Source organism: Bacillus sp. CH_48 (assembly GCF_038008465.1).
Taxonomy (GTDB): domain Bacteria; phylum Bacillota; class Bacilli; order Bacillales; family Bacillaceae_G; genus Bacillus_A; species Bacillus_A thuringiensis_S.
In genome coordinates, this window is record NZ_JBBOZF010000001.1 from 5602271 (window position 1) to 5617479 (window position 15209).

A 15209-nucleotide genomic window follows, 5' to 3' on the forward strand; every position below is an offset into this window, starting at 1 on the left:
ATTCATAAAAAAATGCTCATCAATATGATGAGCATTTTTTTATGATGACTTTTCTCGTTTTTTTCGAAATGGCAACCACCAGTTCCAGTCTCCAAATAACTTCATTAAGCTTGGTACGAGCATAAGACGAATAATTGTTGCATCAAGAAATATTGCTAATGCGACGCCAAGCCCCATCTGCTTTACTGGTAAAATATCAGTAAATGCGAATGCACCCGTTACAACAATCATTATTAAAGCAGCTGATGTAATGATTCTACTTGTTGAAACGAGCCCTTCTAACGTTGCTTGATCGTTATCTCCTGTTTCTTCATAGAGCTCATAAATGCGTGAAATAAGAAATACTTCATAATCCATACTAAGCCCAAATACGAGGCCAAAAATGAAGATTGGTAAGACAAACAGAACCGGACTCGCTTCTAAACCGAAATGACCACCTTCAAATAACCAAACAACAATTCCAATAGTTGCACTTAAACTAAGTATATTCATAATAATTGCCTTAATTGGAATGAGTATAGATCGGAATGCAAATAATAATATAACAAAGGTCGATCCAAATATAACAGACATACCAATTACAACTTTATCTTTAATTTCATCTTCTAATTCTTGTTGAAACGTCGTCATTCCGCCTAGATAATACGTAACATCCGTTTCTTTATAGTTCTTTTTAAAGTCACGCACCCACTGTTTTGCAGTCTCTGTACGTGGTTTTGTTTTCAAAAAGACTTCTATCGTCGTCTTATTCCCTTTCGTGTATGCTTCAAATACAGGAGTTAGTTTCGCTGACTCTGGCGACTGCAATATTCCAACAACTTGATCTGCTTTCATTCCAGTTAACCCGTCGTATAAACTTCTTACTTCATGTACTTTCTTATCATCTTTTAACTTTTGAACGAATTCTTCTATCTTTTGTAGACTTTCTTTTTCTTTCATATCTTCTTTCGTCTCTACAACTAACATAACATCAGCGTGTGTTTTGACAGTTTCATTAAATGCTTCTTCATACTTTTCATATGCAATCCTTGTATCACTCTTTTCAGGTAAAGCTTCAACACCAGGGAACTGCAAATTAGCTGTACGTAACGGCAATAAGCAAATAACAATAAATGTTGTAACAACAATAATCATTGCGATTGGATGTTTCATTACAAATTGTGCAAATTTACGCCATGCTTTTGCCGGCGTATGTGCTACTTGATTCTTTTTTAATATTCTTTTACCTATTAACGATAATAGCGCTGGAAGAAGTGTGAGTGAGAATAAAATACTCATAATCACAACAATCATTCCGCTAATCGCGACAGATTGAATATAATCTATCTTAAAGAAAAACAAACCTGACAACCCAACAAATACGCATAATCCTGAAAATACAATTGCACGTCCTGCCGTCTGATATGTAATTGCTATCGCTTCTTTTACCGTTCGTTTAGCAACTTCCTCTCGAAAACGGTTCACAAATAATAGCGCAAAATCAATAGATAGTGCAAGTCCAATCATCGGTGCAACGTTTAACACGAAAATAGAAAGTTCTTTATCCACACCGATAAAATACAATATACCCATCGTGCTAATAACACTAAGCGCCCCATTCAAAATCGGTAAAATTGATGCCAAAAGGCTACCAAACGAAAATAGTAATACAAGAAACGCAATTGGTAATCCAATCATTTCTGCTACTTTTAAATCATTTTGCGTTCTTTCATTAATCTCTTGATTAATTTTCGGAAATCCTGTAGGTGTTACTTTTAATGCTACATTACTTTCTTTCTCAATCTCATCAGCAAATTGTAATGTCTTTTCCATTCTTTCTTTATTTGTTTTCCCGGAAAATAAAATTGTCGCATAACCGATATCACCTTGTAGCATTTCTTTATTTTGGATTGGGTGATGGAAAGATTCATAGTTCTCTTTCTCTTGAACATTCTTTACAATTTCATCTATTCGTTTTTTAAATTCCTCATGCGAAGCATCTTTATTTTTCTCAAAAACGAGCAGAAGCGTATCTTGAGACCTCTTAAAATCTTTATCTAAAATTTCTTTTGTTTTTTGATAGTCGCCTTCCGTTTGGAAACCGTCACCACCTAATACTCCCGGTAGCTTTGGAGCAAAAATCCCAAGTGCGATTGCGAGCAACAGTAACGCTACAATTACTGTATAACGAAATTGATACAAAAAAGCTCCTAACTTGCCCCACTTATCAACTTTATGAACATTTGTCTTCACACATTTTCACCTACTTTAAATAATTCAATTGTCACTTATACTGTATCATATCTTTATACAAACAAAAAACGCCTAGGAACACTATAATGATAGTTTTTCCAGGCGTTTTTTCTATCTCTCTTTATTAAACCCCAATCTCTCAGTAAGTAAACGATGATAGTAAATAGCGATAACTAACAAAATACCACCTACGCAGTAACCAGCTAAAATATCAGTTGGGTAATGTACATTTAAAATGACTCTACTTAATCCAATCGATAGAATTACTGTGCCCATCAAAATCGTTGTGACACATTTCCCAGCTATGCTTTTCAAATTAGCAGCAATGATATAAGCAAGAAATCCAAATGTCATAATTGATAGCATTGCATGTCCACTAGGAAAACTATATCCAAGTGCATCTAGCGCTTCATTTAATGACGGACGTTCTCTCTGTACAATCTCTTTTATCCCTTTATTCACAAGATGTGTTATTAAAATTCCCAGTGGATACACAATCATCGTAGCATAATAACGCTTCTTCCAAAAAACAAGCAAACTTATAACGAGCGTAGCGACTATCCCAATTGCTGATCCCAATTTTGTAAAGTACGAGAAAAATGTAAGGGAACTCTCCGTTTGTAGCCCTTTTACTAATCCACGGACATATGTATCCATCACGGTAACGCCACCTGCATGTACGCGCCAAGCAACAATACCAAATACAGCAAATAATAAAGCAATACACATTATCTCATATTGATGTAACTTCTTCTTCAAACGATTTCCTCCTACTATGAAAAAATGCGATTTCTACTTTAGAAACCGCATTTCCTTACTTATTTACCTTTTGTTTTTAGCTCTGTCCAGTAACGATCATAGTCTTTTAACTTATCATCTACATCAACAAGCCATTCTGTACGATCTAACTCTTCTTTCGTTAAGAAAATCATGTGATTATCACGGTATTCTTTACTATGAAGAGGATGAGCTTTTTCATTTGGATTACTGTAACCAATTGACTCGTAGTTTTTCACACTTACTTTTTCATCTAGTAAGTAGTTCATAAATTTCTCAGCAAGCTCTTTATGTTTTGCACCTTTTGGAATTGCTAACGTATCAGCCCAAATTGTGCCGCCTTCTTTTGGTACAACGTATTCTACATCTTTATTATCTTTTGCGATAAATGCTGCATCTCCAGACCAAACTGTTCCGATCCAAGCATCTTCTGTAATGAATTTTTGTTTAATGTTGTCTGTATCAAATGCTAATAAGTTTGGAAGCAGCTTCTTTAAATCATCTGCTGCTGTCTTTAACTCTGCATCTTCTTTCGTACTGTTTGAGAAACCGTGCTTCTTAAGACCCATTCCTAATACTTCACGAGAATCGTTTAGTAACGTTACATGTCCTTTATATTTCTCATTCCATAAGTCAGCCCAGCTTGTAGGTGCTTCTTTCACATACTTTTTATTGTATGCAATCCCTGTTACACCCCAAGTGTACACTAAAGAATATTTATTCTCTGGATCAAACGCCGGTGTTTTGAAATTAGAAACCATGTTTTCGATATTTGGGATATTCTTTTTATCTAACGGCGCTAATAAATCCATTTTCGCCATTGTTTTAACCATGTAATCAGATGGCTGAATTAAATCATACTTTGCGCCACCAGCTTGTAATTTCGCAAGCATTTCTTCGTTACTTGCGTACTTATCATAGTTAATTTTCACATTATATTTCTTTTCAAAATCTCTTAGCACTTGCTCATCAAAATTGTCAGCCCAGCTATAAATATTTAATTCTTCTTTTTTTTCACCACAACCAGCAAGTACACCAGCAACAAGGCTAAAGCTAATTGCTGCGCCAGCTATTCTTTTCATTAATTTCATCGGTTTATTACCCCCTCGTACTTTCTATATCATTCGTATTATAAAGGAAGGTGTCCTCCAGAGTTTTCTTCACCATCTGCACCTTTGTTACGAAAGATTTCAGATAGAACCATTAATCCTACGATAGCAACAATTAAAATTGTAGAAAGAGCATTAATTTCTGGTGATACTCCGCGCTTAACCATACTGTAAATGTATAATGGCAATGTTGTTGATCCTGGTCCTGATACGAAGAAACTAATTACAAAATCATCAATTGATAATGTGAATGTTAATAATGCTGCCGAAATAACTCCCGGTGCAATTGCTGGGAACGTTACATAACGAAACGTTTGCCAAGGCGTTGCTCCTAAATCATTTGCAGCTTCTTCTAAGTCACGTCCCATACTTGAAAGACGCGCAGCTAAAATAACAACAACAAACGAAATACTAAATGTAATATGTGCAATAATAATCGTTGTTTGTCCAAGTTCCATTCCTAACTGACTGAAAAGAATTAGTAAAGATAATCCCATTAAAATATCAGGAATTAAAATTGGTAAATATACAAGGCCATTAATAGCCCCTTCGAAACGATATTTATAACGATGTAAAGCAATCGCAAAGAATACGCCAAGTACCGTTGTCACAATCGTTGTTATAACTGCAATCGTAATACTATTTACAAATGCATCAATAACATCTTGTTTTTGAAATAAATCTGTATACCAATGGAATGTAAAACCTTCCCACTCCGCATTAATGCGAGAGTCGTTGAAAGAATAGACCATTAAAACCATCATTGGAAAATACAAGAATAACAAAATTAACCAAGAATAAGAAACTAAAAACTTCTTCATCTTTGCCTATTCCCCTCCGTTCTCATTATATTTATATACTTTCGTTGCACGATAATATAAGTAAATTAACAGAACAGAGAATAGAACAACGATAATCGATAACGCAGATCCAAACGGCCAGTCACGTGCACCTAAGAATTGGTTTTGAATAACGTTTCCGATTAATGCTACTTTCGATCCGCCCATCACGTCTGATACAACAAACATTCCGATAGAAGAAACGAATACTAAAATAGAACCAGTCGCAATTCCTGACATTGTCATCGGCACTGTTATATTCCAAAATGCCTTTATTGGTGTTGCTCCTAAATCATAAGCCGCTTCTAGCTTACGCTTATCTAGCTGCTCAATTGCTGCATACACTGGTAAGATCATAAATGGTAATAAAGAATAGACCATTCCGAGTATTACAGAAGGGGTATTATATAATAAATTTAACGGTTCACTAATAATACCAAGCTTTAATAACAACGTATTCACAAGGCCTTGTGAACGTAAAATAACAATCCATGCGTATGAACGAACAAGAAAGTTAATCCAAAACGGGATCGTTGCCAATAATAAAAGAATAGAACGATATTTGCGGTCAACAATTGTAATTGTATACGCAAATGGATAACCAATTAATAAACATATTACTGTAGTAATAACTGCGATTTTAACAGTTTCCCATAATGTCCCTAAGTACAATGGATCAAACACACGGGATATATTCTCCAGCGTAAATTGCATTTCTACTGTCCCGTAAGCTCCGCGCTGCATGAAGGCGAATCCTAATACGAATACGAGCGGGATTAGGAAGAAAATTAATAACCACGCGACTGTAGGTAGTGCGAGTAATTTCCCTTTTTTCAATTTAAGGTCACCTCGTCCTCTTGCTCCCAGCCTACATATACATTATCTCCAATGCTCCACTGCGCTGCCTCTTCAGCAGTTTGATATGCCATTAGTAATTCTGATGTTTTCTCATCACGTACATAAAGCTTCTCCATATTTCCGACAAACTCTATATCTTCAATATGTCCAAGATGGTATTCTTTTAAAATTGGTTCTTCAACCGAACGTACTTTTACATTTTCAGGGCGAATTGCTACATAGCCTTCCCCGTTTTTCACAATATTATTTTCACCGATGAATGTCGCAACGAACAACGTTTTCGGCTTATTATAAATTTCTTTCGGCGTTCCGATTTGTTCGATATGTCCTTTATTCATAACCACGATACGATCGCTCATGCTCATTGCTTCTTCTTGATCGTGCGTTACGTATATGAACGTAATTCCTAAATTACGTTGTAAGTTTTTCAATTCACGTTGCAAGTCTTTTCGTAACTTAAAGTCAAGCGCTCCAAGTGGCTCATCTAATAGTAATACACGCGGATTATTTACAATTGCTCTTGCAATTGCAACACGCTGCTGTTGTCCACCAGAAAGCTTCGCAGGTTTACGATTACGGAACTCAAGTAACTGCGTTAAACGCATTGCCTCTTCAGCACGCTCTTTCTGCTCTGCTGCTGATACTTTCTGCATTTTCATACCAAAACAAATATTCTTCTCCACTGTCATATGTGGGAATAGTGCGTAATGTTGGAACACTAGGTTCATATGACGCTTATATGGCGGTAAATCGTTAATTCTTTCATCATCTAATAAAAGATTCCCTTTAGTTGGAGTTTCAAATCCTGCGATCATACGAAGTAAAGTCGTTTTCCCGCAGCCACTCGGCCCTAAAATTGTTAAAAACTCTCCCTCTTTAATATCTAAAGAAAGAGGTGGGATAATCACTTGATTTCCAAAATGTTTTTCAACTGCTTCAACTTTAATAATCTTTTTCATTTTCCCGTCCTATCTACCTTAAATTTTAAATTTTTATATTCATGAATAAATATTTATGTTCTATAGACTATTTTTTGTTTCGATCCAAACAAAAATGGTTATTTAGCAAGCGTTCGTTTCTATTCTTTATGTAGTATGTTTGATTCATTTTCGCATGATACATAACGTCGAACAGAAAAACCCCTTCCATTGCGAAGGGGCTATTATCATACGGCTGCGCCTACTGATAAACACCATCATCATTTTAACAACTTTCGTATGAATTTTAAAGCACTTTTTGTAGAAGAGTAACGAATTTTCATGTCGAATGCTGTAGATTGGGCTAAAATGCTTTTATAATGTGAAAAAGTCCGAAAACTTTCTTTCCCATGATAACCCCCTAATCCACTACTTCCAACACCCCCAAAAGGTAAATATGGCGTGGCAAGATGATAGACAACATCATTAATACAGCCTCCACCATATGAAATATTACTCGTCACTTTCTTTTGTACTTCTTTATCTTCAGAAAATACATATAACGCTAACGGCTTCGGATGTTGCTGAATTGTGCCAATTACATCTTCTATATTGTCGTACTCTATGATTGGTAAAATCGGGCCAAAAATTTCATCTTCCATAACAGCATCTTGCCATGTAGTATCCGCTAGTACTGTCGGCTCAATATGTAATGTATCTTTCTTATAGTTTCCACCAATTACGACTTGACCATCTTGTAAAAATCGACATAATCGTTCAAAATGACGCTCACTTACAATACGCACGTAATTTTCATTTTGCAAAGGTTCTTTACTATACTGCTCTGTAATTTCATGTCGCATTGCCTCAATTAGCTTTTCTTTCACGGAAGAATGCACGTACATATAATCAGGCGCTACACACGTCTGCCCTGCATTTAAAAACTTACCCCAAACAATTCTTCTTGCTGTCATCTCTATCTTTGCATCTTTATGTACAATACAAGGACTTTTCCCGCCAAGTTCTAACGTAAGCGGCGTCAACTGTTTCGCTGCTGCTTCCATTACAACTTTTCCAACGCCAACACTACCAGTAAAGAAAATATAATCAATCGGTTCCCTCAGCAAAGATGTACTCTCTTCAACGCCACCTTCTACTACCGCTACAAGCTCTTCTGGGAATAACTCACCTAACATTCTCTTAAGCACTTTTGAAACGCTTGGCGTTAACTCTGACGGCTTTAAAACGATTGTATTTCCAGCTGCCAGTGCTCCTACAAGTGGTGCAATTGCTAATTGGAACGGATAGTTCCACGGTGCAATAATAAGCGTAACACCATACGGTTCTGGCACTACTTTTCCTTTTGATCCAAAATGAGTCAGTGCTGTTCGAACTCGCTTTGGTTTACTCCACGATGACATATGTTTCAATTGAAAAGAAATTTCTTTTAATACATATCCAACTTCCGTTGTAAACGACTCGTGAACTGACTTATTTAAATCTAATTTCAATGCCTGAAATATTTCTTCTTCAAAACGCTGAATGCCTTCATAAAGCCTCTTCAAATTATTCTTTCTCATTTCGATGCTTCTCGTATGCCCTTTTAAAAAATATTCCTTTTGCCTACTTACAATAGAGGAAATACTCATTCACTCACCTTCTCCCACTATTTTTATCCAGTTCTTTCATTATTTATATAGACTTCATATATAATAAATTTCTATTCTTAAAGTTACATTATATATGACTTTTTCAACTATATAAAATTCATTGCTCACAAAAAAACTACCGAAAGAAAATCTCTCGGTAGTTTCACAGTATTAACGATATAAACGAACAGCACCTGCAGAATTATCATCAGCTTGTCCTACTACTTCAAACTTCAGACCAAGCTTCGGTAAAATACGTCCTGCATCTGGAATCTGTTGATTAATATACGTTTTCGAATCATCAAACTTCGCTACACCCGCTAAGCCATCATACGTATACGTTCCACGCGTTGGAGATACAACTTTCCAAGCTGGCGTTTTATCGAATGAGAATGCCGCATCAGCGATTTGGAATCGTGTACTACTATCAATTGTTGGTTTACCATTTAAAGTTCCTACAATTGCTTCTGGATGAGAATCAACTACACCAAGGAAACCATGTCCTGGATGTAAACCAACCCAGTTATCTGCGTAAGCTGAGTCTGCATACCATACAACCATACCTGAGTTATATTCTGGACCGCGAGCAAATTTCAATGCGCTATCTGATCCAGTATGGTTTCTCCACTCTACGTAGTAGTTATGTTTTTTCTTCTCTGTTCCGCTAGATACAACGAAACCATCTAATTTTAATTGTGGTGTACCTTCAGCATCATCTGAGAATGTAACTTTACCATCTACTGTTAATGACGCATTATCAAGTAGGAAACCATTTAATGCTAAACCACCATCCGTAATGTACTCAAACGTTAATTTTACTTTTTTACCTTTGAATTGACTTAAATCATATGATTTGTCAATCCATTTTCCATTTGTCGAATCTGCATTTCCACTATTTGCTTTCTCGCCAAGTCTTTCAATTAACGTTTTTTGACCATCTTCTGTTACAGCATGTACTTCAAGGAAATCATACTCTGCTTCGATTTCATATAACGATTTGAAATCAAATTTCGCATTCGTTGCATTCGTTAAATCGAACAGTGGTGTTTCTAACGTTGTATGAAGATTATCACCTTTTGTGCTGTAGTAATACTGCTTACCAAATGCTGGTGCAATTGTTTTTACATCTTTATCTGGTAAGTTAACACGAATCATACCTGGACGGTTAGATTTCGTAACACTTTGGTCTAAATATGTTGCTAGACCGATACCTTTATTTAATTTCTCGTAATCTACTTCTACGATATTTGCCCAGTTACCACCAATTGTTTTTTGGAAAAACTCTTTATTTTGTGGTGAGAAACTCGTTGGTGTTGTTCCAGCGATTTTACCAGCCCAGCTGCCGCCACTCATAACAGACCAAGCTTGAATTGGCTCACCATGACCCGTATAGTCTGTATCATACTCATCTGGTAAACCTAAATCATGGCCATATTCATGCGCGAATACACCAACTGCGCCATCTTCTGGTTCAATTGTGTAGTCGAATGCTGCCATCTTTCCGCCCCAATACGGAACTTTCGCTTGTGTGCCTTCAATTGCGAATGGTTTTGGTCCAACTGTCCAGCGATGTGACCAAATTGCATCATCACCTAATTTACCACCGCCAGCTTCTTGTCCAACACCCGCATGAATAATCATTAAGTGATCGATTAAACCGTCTGGTTGATTTTGATTTCCATCACCATTTACATCGTATTGATCGAACTGATCAAACTGTGATAAATCAAGACCGCTATCTACAGCTGCTTTTAATGCATCTTTTACTAGATCACGTGGTCCTTTTGGTCCTTTATTATCATGACCTGTAGCAGCATCTGCACCATAATCAGCAGCTTTACCAGGAACTGTTAACCATTTTGTAACTGTTCCGTCCACTGTGTAACTACCACCGGATTGCTCTTCGTAATATTGTTTAAATGTTTCGATTTTGCTTCCATCCTCTAACGCGAATGGCTCATCACCGAATAACATTTTTTCATAGTGTTCTTTGTTAAAGTCTTCCGAATACATATAACCAGGTTCTTTATCGATGTTGTTATGTTTAAAATCAGCGTACTCTACAAGTAAAACAAGTACCTTATCTTTACGAACATCGCCGTTATATGCTTTTTGTTTTGCTGGAGAAGTTGGTACTTTACCATTTAGTCCGCCTTTAACTGGTCCTGTCGCTGCAGGTGTCCCTGTTGCTGGCTGATTTAGTTTTTCTTTCGTATCTGCTTTCGCATCTTTCACTTTCTTTAAAAAGTCAGATGCTTCTTTCGTAAGTTGATCCCCATTTGTTGCTTCTTTCCCAGGATTTTCACCCTTTTTGTCCTCTACATACTTTTCAACAGCTTTCTTTGTTTCTTTCTCTGAAGCTGAAGAATCAATTACCCCACGTTTTTTCAGTGCATCTGCTAAACGCTCTTCTGGAATTAAATGATCATCCACTGGGCTCGTAGCTGTTTTATTCACAGGTGTTTCAGCATATGCCGATTGAGTGCCAGCTCCGAATGAAAGGCCTAATACAGCTGTCAAAGCGATTGATGACAAAACTTTGAACGGTTTCTTGTTCATCCCTTATTTCCTCCCCTAATAAATAATATGTATTACAAATTAAATTTTATTAAAAATTCAATATTTTTTCAATATTTAGTCATATTATGTAATGTTTTTAATATATTTGTAAAAATTTCATAGTTAGCATACGGATATATCACAATTCAACAATGTTTTCTGAAAATATTGAAAGTTTTTATCGAACAATTTATAATTTCCATAGAGGGAGTTTAATGGGGATTTTATCTTTGTTTCATCTACAAAGTATTTGATAATTCACTATATAAAACACAAAGTCCGATTGCATTATCATGTATTCTGTAGCAGCAATTATGACCGATAATTAGGGAGGAATTACATTTGTACAAAGATAAGACAGACGCACTGGATCAAGAATGGATTGATTTAATACTTGAAGCTCTAGATGCTGGTATCGCCATGCAAGACATCGAGCAATTTTTCCAACGTATGAAGCCATCCAGTCAGGCTCAATAGGTTTGTTCTTTTTAACGAAGTTTATGTTATAATAATGACATCATAAGACAACTACATATTGATAGAAAGGTGCGCAAATATGATTGGAGAACGTATAAAACGCCTTCGTTTACAAAAAGGTATTTCATTAACTGAACTTGCCGAAAAAGCTGGCGTTGCTAAATCTTACATTAGTTCTATAGAACGAAATTTACAAAAAAACCCTTCCATTCAGTTTCTTGAAAAAATCGCAGCAGTTCTACAAATTCCAGTTGATACTTTACTTCATGATGAAACAACAAAGGCAACTAACCTAGACTCCGAATGGACACAACTCGTTAAAGATGCAATGAACTCTGGTGTCTCCAAAGAACAATTTCGTGAATTTCTTGAATTTACAAAGTGGAAGCAAAATCAAAAATAATAATAGAAAGAAGTGCTTACAACCAGCACTTCTTTTTCTTTATAAAAAAAAGCGGGAATACCCGCTTTTTTATTATTTTTCTTCCCCAGCTTCTTGGTTAGCATTGAATGTCCATTCTAAATTCAATGTATCACCTTGGAAGATATTTTGGTCTTTTCCATCATCTACAAATTCAAATTGTACCCATAGATAATCCTCTGTACCAGCTGCTAATCCACCCTTTTCTCCCCACTCAGGAGCAAAGATGTCTTTAGCTAAAAGATCTGGATCAACTTTTTGTAAGTCTGCTAAAGTTGTTTCGTATACAGGCTCACTTTGTTTATCCCAGTTCCAAAGGAATTTTACTTTAACGTGCTTACCAAAGTCTTCACCAGCATTATCACCTTTTGCATCTTTAACAGTATACTTTGTTGCTAATTTAACGTCTTTAATAGTTAACGAACCGCTGTTTTGTAATAAGAACTCTTTCTTAACAGAATCCCCTGGTTTTAAATCTTTAATATCTACAAGCGTCTTAGGGTTTAATGTAAGGTCTAACGTCCCAGCTGCAAATGTATTGTTTGATACTTCTTTATCGCTAAAGAATGCAAATGTTCCTCCACCAATTAAAGCTAACCCCAATGCTGCTGATGCAACTCCCATACCTAATTTCTTTTTCAGACTCACAATCAATTCCCCCTAGCTTTTTTTTATATTTTTATCACTTATTTTTCAATAAGAGATGTAAAGAAAACTATATTAGCTTAGCTAATATGTGTTCTTTTTTAAAAACCTTATGTTCATTATAACGAACAACCCTATATAAACACAACACATATTTATTAATATTTTCAGTTATTTTTATTTCTCAATATTATTTAGATTTTTCAGAAAAAAAGAATGATGATTTATAACTTTTTTCACACTCAAATGCATTTAATACTATAAGAAAAAAGAAAAACAAAGAGGTGAGGGCTAACGTTCCCTCACACTCATATAAATATTACTAGTTTTGCTTATTCGTTCATTATCTCTTGCACCACATTCTTGTTTTCCAGCCGTTTCACTACAGCAGTTACTCCGCTTTTTTCTGTTCTTCTGCTTTCTTTTGCTCTTCTACTTTCTTTTGCTCTTCTACTTTCTTTTGCTCTTCTATTTTCTTCTGTTCCTCTACTTTCTTCTGTTCTTCTGCTTTCTTCTGTTCTTCTACTTTCTTTTGTTCTTCTGCTTTCTTTTGTTCTTCCGCTTTCTTCTGTTCTTCCGCTTTCTTCTGTTCTTCTACTTTCTTTTGTTCTTCTGCTTTCTTTTGTCCTTCCGCTTCAATTGCAACGTTTAATTGTTGCTGAAGAGCCTGAATTTGCTCATCAATAGCTTTCAAGCTAATTTCTTTCTCAATATAGTCATGTTTCTCTTTGATACTGCGAAAGCCTTCATTTACATATACGGACACTTGCTGCATCGACTCATCTTTATTTACCTTTAATTCTTCTTGTATTTGATTGTAAGGAGCCTCTATTTCAGTATATACATTTTGCAGAGCTTCCTTCTCAGCAACAATTTTCTCACGCCCTTGTTGCCATACAGAAATCGCCTGTTTTATTTCTTCAATAGAAGTTGCTTTCGATTTCCCCTTCATCGTTCCATACTCACGCTCAATAAACTGTTTATGTTTCTCAGATTGCTCTTTTAACGTATTAACTGTTTTCGGAAATATAATTGCTGTAGAAAGCGTCGCTTCCACTTTCGTTTCATGAATGAACGCCGCTTCTGTATACGTCATAATTTGAGATCCTAAATAAAACGTAATAGAACACATACACGGCAATATAAGCATCTTTTTAAAATTCCGCGGTCTTTTCAGCATCTTAATCTCCCCCATCGAACATTACGTTCTTTATACAGAACATTATCTATATTATAGTAAAGAACTATTAAAATTGATAGACAAATACTAGAAAAATAGAAAAAGGGCTATCCATGTGATAGCCCTTTTTGTTATTATCTTTCTTCACCTGCTGTTTGTTGTGCATCAAACGTCCAATTTAATTGTAACTTATCGCCTTGGAATTGATTTTGATCTTTTCCATTATCAACGAACTCAAATTTCACTTTGAATTTATCAGATTTACCTGCTGAAATACCTTTTTCATCCCAGAACCAAGCCGATAAATCATTATCTACAGCTGTAAGTGTGTCACCTTTTAATTTATCTAAAGTAGTTTGTTTCACAATTGTCTCATGCTTATCTACATTTTTTAAGAATGTTACTTTAATATGTTTACCAAAATCATCTTTATTATCTTTCTTTACATCTTCTACATTATAATCTGTTTTCAGTAGAACCTTTTTAATATCTAAAGAGCCTTTATTTTCTAGTTTAAATTCTTTTTCAATTGTATCCCCAGGTTTTAAATTCGATACGTTAACAACTGTTGATGGATTTAATGCTAAATCCAGTGTCCCAGCCGCAAATGTATTGTTTGACACTTCTTTATCACTGAAAAACGCAAATGTTCCTCCACCAACTAACGCTGCTCCTAGTACTGCTGATGTAATACCCATTCCTAATTTTTTCTTTAAAGTCATGTCCATATCCCCTTAATATATATTTGTTAACTTCCTAAACGGAAAGTATAACCAAACGAACTAGACGGATTGTTCTACTTTTTTATCTTTCTTTTCTCCGTCAATACTACGAATAGCACCAAAAATAGAAATCGCGGAATAACCAAGTAAAAAGACTCCTGGAATAATAAGAAGTAATGCTGCTCCCGCTTTTGAATTCGCATAATTCAGTAAATACCCAACATACGGAACTGTAATATCTGCATACTTTCCAACTACATTTTCTGCAAGTACTGGCTCTAAATCTGGTCCGTTGTTGTTATCCCCTTTTGTTTCATACACTACTTTTCCATTTGTATCTTTTACACCGATAATACGGTGAGTGATAATTTTTTGATCTTTCTCTTTAAAGGTAATAACATCACCTTTTTGATATTTAGAACCATCTTTGTTTGGTTCTATTGCAATGATTGATCCTGTTAAAAACGTTGGCTCCATTGATCCTGAAAGAACGCTCTTAAATTGATATCCCATCACTGTGGGATCACCACCGCTCGCTTTTGAAGAAATAACTACAAAAGCTAAAAACACCATCAATGCAAATAAAACAAATGAGATCGCGTTGCTAATTACCTTCCAAATTAATTTCATCGACTCTCTCCCTCTCCGTTGTTTTATATTATTTGAAGTATGCAATGTTCATTGCGTTCTTTAACAAGAACACAAGTAAATGATATAACGAACTTTAGGTTATTGCAATAAGAAAATTTACAATTATTAGTTAAAAGTATTTTTAGCATAGAAAAAGACTGTGATAAAATCTCCACAGCCTTTTTACTAATACG

At 35.5% G+C, this 15209-nt stretch carries 14 protein-coding genes; 2 read left to right on the top strand and 12 right to left on the bottom strand.

The features are described 5' to 3' along the window. Positions 1-39: 39 nt before the first annotated feature. From N2V92_RS28355 to inhA1, 8 genes are all read right to left on the bottom strand, one after another. Positions 40-2232 (bottom strand): MMPL family transporter, encoded by a 2193-nt coding sequence (locus N2V92_RS28355; protein WP_000856413.1) that lies wholly within the window; start codon positions 2230-2232, stop codon positions 40-42. A 111-nt stretch (positions 2233-2343) separates the two neighbouring features. Next, positions 2344-2991, bottom strand: a complete 648-nt coding sequence (locus N2V92_RS28360; RefSeq protein WP_000727779.1) for a phosphatase PAP2 family protein — start codon at positions 2989-2991, stop codon at positions 2344-2346. A 59-nt stretch (positions 2992-3050) separates the two neighbouring features. Next, a complete protein-coding gene (potD, locus tag N2V92_RS28365) occupies positions 3051-4100 on the bottom strand; it encodes a spermidine/putrescine ABC transporter substrate-binding protein PotD (RefSeq protein ID WP_000772489.1) in 1050 nt (349 codons plus the stop codon). A gap of 38 nt (positions 4101-4138) precedes the next feature. Beyond that, complete coding sequence (gene potC / locus N2V92_RS28370) at positions 4139-4939, bottom strand: spermidine/putrescine ABC transporter permease PotC (protein WP_000714192.1); 801 nt, start codon at positions 4937-4939, stop codon at positions 4139-4141. A 6-nt stretch (positions 4940-4945) separates the two neighbouring features. Then, positions 4946-5794 (bottom strand): spermidine/putrescine ABC transporter permease PotB, encoded by an 849-nt coding sequence (gene potB, locus N2V92_RS28375; RefSeq protein WP_000715500.1) that lies wholly within the window; start codon positions 5792-5794, stop codon positions 4946-4948. Continuing rightward, positions 5791-6774 (bottom strand): spermidine/putrescine ABC transporter ATP-binding protein PotA, encoded by a 984-nt coding sequence (gene potA / locus N2V92_RS28380; protein ID WP_000720333.1) that lies wholly within the window; start codon positions 6772-6774, stop codon positions 5791-5793. Before potA ends, potB begins: the two co-directional genes overlap by 4 nt. Before the next feature lie 239 nt (positions 6775-7013). After that, entirely contained in the window at positions 7014-8381 is a 1368-nt protein-coding gene (locus N2V92_RS28385; protein ID WP_000028385.1) for an aldehyde dehydrogenase, read from the bottom strand. A gap of 171 nt (positions 8382-8552) precedes the next feature. Continuing rightward, positions 8553-10940: a M6 family metalloprotease immune inhibitor InhA1 gene (inhA1, locus tag N2V92_RS28390; RefSeq protein WP_001035950.1), complete on the bottom strand. Its 2388-nt coding sequence runs from the start codon at positions 10938-10940 to the stop codon at positions 8553-8555. A gap of 342 nt (positions 10941-11282) precedes the next feature. Between inhA1 and N2V92_RS28395 the strand changes: the two genes are divergently transcribed. Beyond that, positions 11283-11417, top strand: coding sequence for an anti-repressor SinI family protein (locus tag N2V92_RS28395; protein ID WP_000276219.1), 135 nt, complete (start codon positions 11283-11285; stop codon positions 11415-11417). A gap of 79 nt (positions 11418-11496) precedes the next feature. Next, positions 11497-11820 carry a helix-turn-helix domain-containing protein gene (locus N2V92_RS28400; protein WP_000578875.1) on the top strand — a complete coding sequence of 108 codons (324 nt, stop codon included), beginning with the start codon at positions 11497-11499 and terminating at the stop codon, positions 11818-11820. A 72-nt stretch (positions 11821-11892) separates the two neighbouring features. Here N2V92_RS28400 and calY read toward each other — a convergent pair whose 3' ends face one another. The 4 genes from calY to sipW all read right to left on the bottom strand — a co-directional run bounded on the left by calY (position 11893) and on the right by sipW (position 15015). Continuing rightward, positions 11893-12486: a biofilm matrix protein CalY gene (calY, locus tag N2V92_RS28405; RefSeq protein WP_000053713.1), complete on the bottom strand. Its 594-nt coding sequence runs from the start codon at positions 12484-12486 to the stop codon at positions 11893-11895. A gap of 388 nt (positions 12487-12874) precedes the next feature. Then, complete coding sequence (locus N2V92_RS28410) at positions 12875-13663, bottom strand: DUF4047 domain-containing protein (protein ID WP_016077956.1); 789 nt, start codon at positions 13661-13663, stop codon at positions 12875-12877. A 134-nt stretch (positions 13664-13797) separates the two neighbouring features. Next, the gene (locus tag N2V92_RS28415) at positions 13798-14385 is read right to left on the bottom strand and encodes a CalY family protein (RefSeq protein WP_000172852.1); all 588 of its coding nucleotides are present in this window, start codon (positions 14383-14385) and stop codon (positions 13798-13800) included. 60 nt (positions 14386-14445) lie between these two features. Then, positions 14446-15015, bottom strand: a complete 570-nt coding sequence (sipW, locus tag N2V92_RS28420) for a signal peptidase I SipW (RefSeq protein ID WP_000767804.1) — start codon at positions 15013-15015, stop codon at positions 14446-14448. Positions 15016-15209: the final 194 nt, after the last annotated feature.

Excerpts from the sequence above, each read along its gene's own strand:
- sipW (WP_000767804.1), bottom strand. The coding sequence starts at position 15,015 with ATGAAATTAATTTGGAAGGTAATTAGCAACGCGATCTCATTTGTTTTA.
- N2V92_RS28385 (WP_000028385.1), bottom strand. The coding sequence starts at position 8,381 with ATGAGTATTTCCTCTATTGTAAGTAGGCAAAAGGAATATTTTTTAAAA.
- potA (WP_000720333.1), bottom strand. The coding sequence starts at position 6,774 with ATGAAAAAGATTATTAAAGTTGAAGCAGTTGAAAAACATTTTGGAAAT.
- inhA1 (WP_001035950.1), bottom strand. The coding sequence starts at position 10,940 with ATGAACAAGAAACCGTTCAAAGTTTTGTCATCAATCGCTTTGACAGCT.
- N2V92_RS28415 (WP_000172852.1), bottom strand. The coding sequence starts at position 14,385 with ATGACTTTAAAGAAAAAATTAGGAATGGGTATTACATCAGCAGTACTA.
- potC (WP_000714192.1), bottom strand. The coding sequence starts at position 4,939 with ATGAAGAAGTTTTTAGTTTCTTATTCTTGGTTAATTTTGTTATTCTTG.
- potD (WP_000772489.1), bottom strand. The coding sequence starts at position 4,100 with ATGAAATTAATGAAAAGAATAGCTGGCGCAGCAATTAGCTTTAGCCTT.
- N2V92_RS28400 (WP_000578875.1), top strand. The coding sequence starts at position 11,497 with ATGATTGGAGAACGTATAAAACGCCTTCGTTTACAAAAAGGTATTTCA.
- N2V92_RS28410 (WP_016077956.1), bottom strand. The coding sequence starts at position 13,663 with ATGCTGAAAAGACCGCGGAATTTTAAAAAGATGCTTATATTGCCGTGT.